We start from the raw sequence: 6,176 nt of genomic DNA, 5'->3' as shown, positions 1-6,176 counted from the left end.
CGCGGCCTTCGAGGGGCACGCTCGACGCCCTTCGCCCGCCATGGGCGTCGGGGCGCCATGGCGCCATAGGCGATGCGGGCCTGCGCCACCCGGCCGCCAGCGAGCGGCAGGTGAGCGGCGATGGACATCACCGCGATGCCCTTGGGCTTGACGCGGCTGATCTTGCGGAAATGGAAATGCATCGGGTTCTGCGGCCGCGGCACGTGCACCGCTGTCACCAGGCCCTGGCCGCCGCGCTCGCGGGCGGCGAGGAAGTCCTCCAGCGGCACCGGGCGGCCCGAGCCGTAGCCCGACTGCACCACCACCTGGGCATCGAGCGCCAGGAGCGCGGTGGTGAAGTCGCCATAGGGCGTCGGCGCGAAGAGGTTGCCGCCGATGGTCGCCATGTTGCGCACCGCCGGTCCGCCGATGGCGCGGGCCGCGCCGTGCAGGAAGGCGAGCTCCGGCCGCGCCAGCACCATCGCCATGGTGACGCCTGCGCCCAGCTCCAGGCGCGCGCCGGAGAGCGACATCTGCGCCAGCGCCGGATCGGTGACGCGCACCAGCGTGCCGTCGGTGAGGCGCCCCTCGTTCACGTCGCGCATCACCAGCGTGCCGCCGCCGACGAGCAGCGCCTGGCGGTCGCCGGAGAGGATGCCGGCGGCCTCGGCAAGACTGGCGCAGGTTCGCACGTCGAGCATGTCAGGCGTCCTCCCGCGCGAGTTCCGGCAGGAGGCGCACCGCCTCGATGCCGTTGGTGTAGACCTCGTCGCCGACGATCCGCGCCAGCTCCGCCTCGCGCCCGGGCGGCGTGGTGAAGCGGCTCTCCCAGTGCCAGAAGCTGCGGTTGCCGTCGGTGACCGGGAGCAGCCGCACATGGGCCACGTAGTTGAACAGGGGGATCGGCGTATCGAGCAGGCAGTAGCTGAACGTCATTTCCAGGTCGGACAGGGTCAGCAGCTGCTCGCGCAGCTCGCTGCCGTCCCGCAGCACGAAGCGGCGCACGCAGCCGACGCGGTCGGAGGGCTGGGCGCGCTCGATGTGGCTGCGGGCGACGATGGGGTGCCAGCGGTCGTGGCCGTTGAAGTCGCGCAGCACGGCCCAGAGCCGGTCCACCTGCGCGTCGATGATGGTGCTGCGGACCACGTGCGGCATGGCCTCACCCTCCGAATGCGCGCTTGAGGGCATCGAAGCCGCCCTGGAACACGTTGGCGCCGATGCCGCCCACCAGCTCCGCCTCGCGTTCGGGCGCGCAGTCGAAGTCGGCGGACCACTCGATGAAGGTCCGTTCCTGGTCGGTGATGGGGGTGAGCCGCAGCGTCGCCACGTAGTTGGTGAGCGGCATGGGCGAGTCCAGGATCGAGTAGGTGCAGAACATGTCGTAGTCGGACAGGCCCAGCAGCTGCTCGCGCAGCCGGTCGCCGTTGCGCAGGGCGAAGGCGCGGATGCAGCCGACCCTGTCCGCCGGCTCGCCGTTCTCGATGCGGCTCTCGGCGATGGCCGGGTGCCAGTTGGGCAGGCCGTTGAAGTCCCGCACGCGGGCCCAGACCTTGGCCGCGGGGGCGGAGATGACGGAGGAGACGTAGACGCGGGCCATGGCGCTTCCTCCTCACGCCTTCTCGGCGGGGCCGGAGCCGCCGCCCGAACCGCCACCGCCACCGCCACCCGAGCCGCTGCCCTTGCCGTCCGGCCCCTTCGCTTCCGGCTTACCCTTGCCGCCGCCACCGCCGCCCTCGCGGGGGGCCACCTCCTTGGCGACGCGCTGCATGTCGGAGGCTTCGCGCATGAGCCCGCCCATCTTGGCGAGGTTGCCGCCCTCGATGCCGATCTCCTTCAGCACCTGGTCGATCATGGGCGCCTGCACCCGGTAGCGCAGCGCGCTCTCGATCACCTCGTCGGTGGGCGAGCGCGCCGCGCCGCCCGCGCCGCCGCCCATCCCCGCCAATCCGTCCACATGCAGGATGCGGATGCCCTCGATCTTCTCCATGGGCTTCACGCTCTCGCGCACGATGCCCTCGATCCGGTCCAGCAGGCGGCGCCGGAACAGGCCGTAGCGGGCGCCGTCGGAGAGCACGTTCTCGGCCTCGTAGAGCAGCTTCTGCGCCTCGGCTTCCACGGCGCGCCGCACCTTCTCCGCCTCGGCGGCGATGCGGGTCTCGTCGGCGACCTTCTCGGCGAGCATCACCTCCACCGTGCGGCGGCGCTTGGCGCCCTCGCTCTCGCGGATGGTCTTCACCCGCTCCTCGGCCTCCACCGCCTTGGCGCGGGCGATCTCGGCATTGGCCTGGGCGGCGGATTCCTCCAGCGACTTGGCGTAGAGCGCGATCGCCTTGTCCATGGCGGCGGCCTCCACCTCGCGCTCGCGCTCGATCTCCAGCTTGCGCAGCTCGCGCTGGCGGCCGACGCGCGCCTCGTCGAGGCCACGGTCGGACGAGATGCGGGCGCGCTCCACGTCCTCGTTGGAGGCGATCTGCGCCTCCTGGAGCGACTGGTTGCGGGCGATCTCCAATTGCTCCAGCGCCCGCCGCCGGTCGATGCGGGCCGCCTCCAGCGCCTGCTCGCGCTGGATGTCCACGGTCTCCACCTGCTGGCGCGCCGTGATCTCGGCCTGCCGCAATTCGCGGTCGGCGCCGGTGCGCTCCACCCGCTTGGCGGCGAGGGCGATGGCGCGCTCCTCCTCGGCCACCTCGATGACCTTCTTCTGGGTGATCTGGAGCAACTCGCGGGTCTTGGAGGAGTTGATGCGCTCCTCCTCGAGCTTCAGCTCGGTGGCGATGCGCTGGCGCTCCACCGCGTCGCGCCGGTCGAGTTCGGCGGCGTCGAGGTCGGCGTTGCGCTTGATCTCCAGGGCCTTGGTGGCAAGCTCGGCGGCGATGCGCTCGGCGGCGAGCGCCTTCTCCTGGGCGATCCGGGCGGCCTCCGTGGCCTCGCGGGCGGAAATCTCCGCGGCGTCGATCGCCTTGTTGCGGGCGATCTCCAGGCTGCGCACCGCCTCGTCGCGCTGGATGCGCTCGGTGGAAACGGTCTTCTCCTGGGAGATGCGCGCCTTCTCCACCGCTTCGCGGGCGGCGATCTCGGCGGCCTCCACCGCCTCGGTGCGGCCGATCTCCAGGAGGCGCGTGCGCTGCTCGAGCGCGATGCGGTCGGCGGTGACGGCGTCTTCCTGCGCGATGCGGGCCTTCTCGATGGCCTCGCGGGCGGCGATCTCCGCCTCGTCCAGCGCCCGGTTGCGCGCGATCTGGAGGGCGCGCACGCGCTCCTCCTGGGCGATGCGGGCGGATTCCACCGCCTCGCGCGCGGCGATGTCCTCCTGTTCCAGGATGCGCGTGCGCTCGATCTCGCGGTTGCGCACCTCCTGTTCGCGGGCGATGCGCTCGGCGCTCACAGCCGCCTCTTGCAGGATGCGGGCCCGCTCGGTGGATTCCCGGGCGGCGATCTCGGCCGCTTCCAGCACCTTGGCGCGCTCGATCTCCTGCTGGCGGATCTGCCGCTCGGAGGCGATGCGCGCGGCGTTGATGGCCTCCTCGTTGGCGATGCGCGCGGTCTCCACGTGCTCGCGGGCGGCGATCTCGGCCTCCTCCACGGCGCGGGTGCGCTCGATCTCCCGGTGGCGGATGTCCCGCTCGGAGGCGATCCGCGCCTCGCTGATGGCCCGCTCATTGGCGATGCGGGACTTCTCGATCTCCTCGCGGGAGAGGATGAGGGCCTGCTCGGCCTCGGTGTCGCGGGCGGCGCGCTCGCGCGCCACCTCGGCGCGCTGGACCGCGCGCTTGATCTCGATCTCGCGCTGCTGCTCCAGGCGCGCCGCCTCGCTCTCGCGCTCGATGTCGAGCGCCTGGCGCTCCGCCTCCAGGTTGCGGGTGCGGATGCGGATCATCGAGTCCTGCTCGATGTCGTTGCGCAGCTTCCGCTTGTCCTCGATCTCCTCGATGATCCGGGTCAGGCCTTCGGCATCGAAGCGGTTGGAGGGGTTGAAGAATTGCAGGTCGGTCTGGTCCAGGTCGGTGAGCGCGACAGATTCCAGGATCAGGCCGTTCTGGTCGAGCGCCTCGGCGGCCGCCTCCTTCACCCGCTTCACATAGGTGCCGCGCTTCTCGTGCATCTCCTCCATCGTCATCTCGGAGGCGACGGTGCGCAGGGCCGAGATGAACTTGCCGGAGAGAAGGGCGTTGAGCTGGTCCGGCTGGAGCGTGCGGCGGCCGAGGGTGGCGGCGGCGATGGCGACCGCCTCCTTCTCCGGCTTCACGCGGACATAAAACTCGGCGTCGATGTCCACCGCATGCGGTCGCGAGTGATGAGCGCGTCGTTGTTCGCCCGCGTCACCGCGAGCTGGAGCACGTTCATGTTCACCGGCGTGACATCGTGGATGAACGGCAGCACGAAGGCGCCGCCATTGATCACCACCTTCTCGCCGAACGAGCCGGTGCGGACGAAAGACACTTCCTTCGAGGACCGGCGGTAGAGCCAGTTCACCAGATAGACGACGATGGCGATGACGATCACCGCCACGATGAGCCAGAGGATCAGTGCCCCGATCAGCTGTCCCGACATGATCTTCCTCCCGCCCGTCTCCGGGTCACTTGGCATGGCCGGCCTTGGGGCCGGCGTATGGGTCGGCGCTCAGCGGCGGATGGCCTTGAAGGCGCGCGTCTGGTCTCGGATGGCGATTTCCACCGGCAGGCGCTCCATGGAGGAGGCGCCGTAGAAGCCGTGGCAGTGCGTCGTGTGCTTCAGGATGAAATCGGCGTCCGCCGGCTCCGCCACCGGCCCGCCATGGACCAGGACCAGGGCATCCGGCTTCACCGCCAGCGCCGCCTTGGCCCAGGCGTCCACCCGCGCCGGACAGTCGGCGAGCTTCAGCGCCGTCTCGGCGCCGATGGAGCCGCCCGTGGTGAGGCCGAGGTGGCAGACGATGATGTCCGCCCCCGCCTCGGCCATCGCCTGCGCGTCCGCCTCGCAGAAGACGTAAGGGGTGGTGAGGAGGCCCTTGGCGTTGGCGCGGGCGACCATGTCCACCTCCAGCGCGAAGCCCATGCCGGTCTCTTCCAGGTTCTTGCGGAAGGTGCCGTCGATGAGCCCCACGGTGGGGAAGTTCTGGATGCCGGAAAAGCCGATGCGCTTCACCTCGTCCAGAAACACGTCCATGCGCCGGAACGGGTCGGTGCCGCACACGCCGGCGATCACCGGCGTCGATGTCACCACCGGCAGGACCTCGGCCGCCATCTCCATGACGATGGCGTTGGCGTCGCCATAGGGCATGAGCCCGGAGAGCGAGCCGCGCCCGGCCATGCGGTAGCGGCCGGAATTGTAGATGACGATGAGGTCGATGCCGCCGGCCTCCTCGCACTTGGCGGAGAGGCCCGTGCCGGCGCCGCCGCCGACGATGGGCTCGCCCCGCGCCGCCATGGCGTGGAAGCGCGCCAGCAGGCCCGCTTTGTCGAGCCGGGATGCGGAATTCTGGGTCATGGGGTCGCCTGCCGCGGTCCGCCCCGCTCGCGCCGGCGGCTCTGGTGCAGCGCGCGGAAGTGCTGCACCACGCGTCGCGAAGGCGGGATCGTTGATGTGGAGCGGCAGGCGGATGAGCTGCCGGTTCGGCCCGGCGCAGTGTCCGCCAGCGCCTGGAACAGCGCCGCGTCGGCCGCGGGGTCGTGGAACGGCTGGCCGGGCGCGTCGAGCGCGGAGACGCCGCGCTCGGGGATGAGGAAGCGCACCGGCCCTTCCATCTCGTTGAGCCGCGCGCCGATCCAGCGGCCCATGCGGGCGTTCTCCTCCGCCGTGGTGCGCATGAGCGTGATCTGCGGGTTGTGCGGGTAGAGCGTGCGGGCGCGGTAGCGCTCCGGCACCGTGTCGGGGGCGGCGAAGTTCACCATGTCGAGCGCGCCCACCGAGCCCACATAGGGGATGCGGGTGCGGATGACGGCGCCGAAGCGGTCCTCGGTGGCGGGCAGGATGCCGCCCATCATCATGTCGCAGACCTCGGTGGTGGAGAGGTCGATGACCGCGCCGACGAGGCCTGAGTCCACCAGCTTTTCCATCGCCCGCCCGCCGGTGCCGGTGGCGTGGAAGACGAGCGGCTCCCATTCGGCCTCGATCAGCTTCGACACCTGCTGCACGCAGGGCGTGGTGACGCCGAACATGGTGAGGCCCACCAGGGGCCGCGTCCGGGTTCCGCGGCGGGCGATGCGGCGCCGCGCGGC

The 6,176-nt window shown here is 71.1% G+C and carries 4 protein-coding genes and 2 pseudogenes; all 6 read right to left on the bottom strand.

The features are described 5' to 3' along the window. The coding region (locus AC2W7M_RS18060) for an FAD binding domain-containing protein (protein WP_486133780.1) at positions 1 to 680 on the bottom strand (680 nt) is incomplete at its 3' end. A gap of 1 nt (position 681) precedes the next feature. Further along, entirely contained in the window at positions 682 to 1,134 is a 453-nt protein-coding gene (locus AC2W7M_RS18055) for an SRPBCC family protein (RefSeq protein ID WP_486133778.1), read from the bottom strand. 4 nt (positions 1,135 to 1,138) lie between these two features. Beyond that, entirely contained in the window at positions 1,139 to 1,576 is a 438-nt protein-coding gene (locus AC2W7M_RS18050) for an SRPBCC family protein (RefSeq protein ID WP_486133777.1), read from the bottom strand. A 12-nt stretch (positions 1,577 to 1,588) separates the two neighbouring features. Next, a pseudogene (locus tag AC2W7M_RS18045) lies at positions 1,589 to 4,530 on the bottom strand (flotillin family protein). Positions 4,531 to 4,599: 69 nt separating this feature from the next. Beyond that, positions 4,600 to 5,445, bottom strand: a complete 846-nt coding sequence (locus tag AC2W7M_RS18040; protein WP_486133775.1) for a phosphoenolpyruvate hydrolase family protein — start codon at positions 5,443 to 5,445, stop codon at positions 4,600 to 4,602. Beyond that, positions 5,442 to 6,176: pseudogene (locus AC2W7M_RS18035) on the bottom strand (ABC transporter permease); the annotation flags it as partial. The pseudogene AC2W7M_RS18035 and the gene AC2W7M_RS18040, both read right to left, overlap by 4 nt.

This window comes from Xanthobacter sp. BG11Y11_SDJG, assembly GCF_057364445.1.
Note: the sequence above shows the minus strand (reverse complement) of the source record. Positions and strands in the feature narration are given on the sequence as shown.

Coding starts and splice junctions, on each gene's coding strand:
- AC2W7M_RS18055 (WP_486133778.1), bottom strand. CDS start 1,134: ATGCCGCACGTGGTCCGCAGCACCATCATCGACGCGCAGGTGGACCGG.
- AC2W7M_RS18050 (WP_486133777.1), bottom strand. CDS start 1,576: ATGGCCCGCGTCTACGTCTCCTCCGTCATCTCCGCCCCCGCGGCCAAG.
- AC2W7M_RS18040 (WP_486133775.1), bottom strand. CDS start 5,445: ATGACCCAGAATTCCGCATCCCGGCTCGACAAAGCGGGCCTGCTGGCG.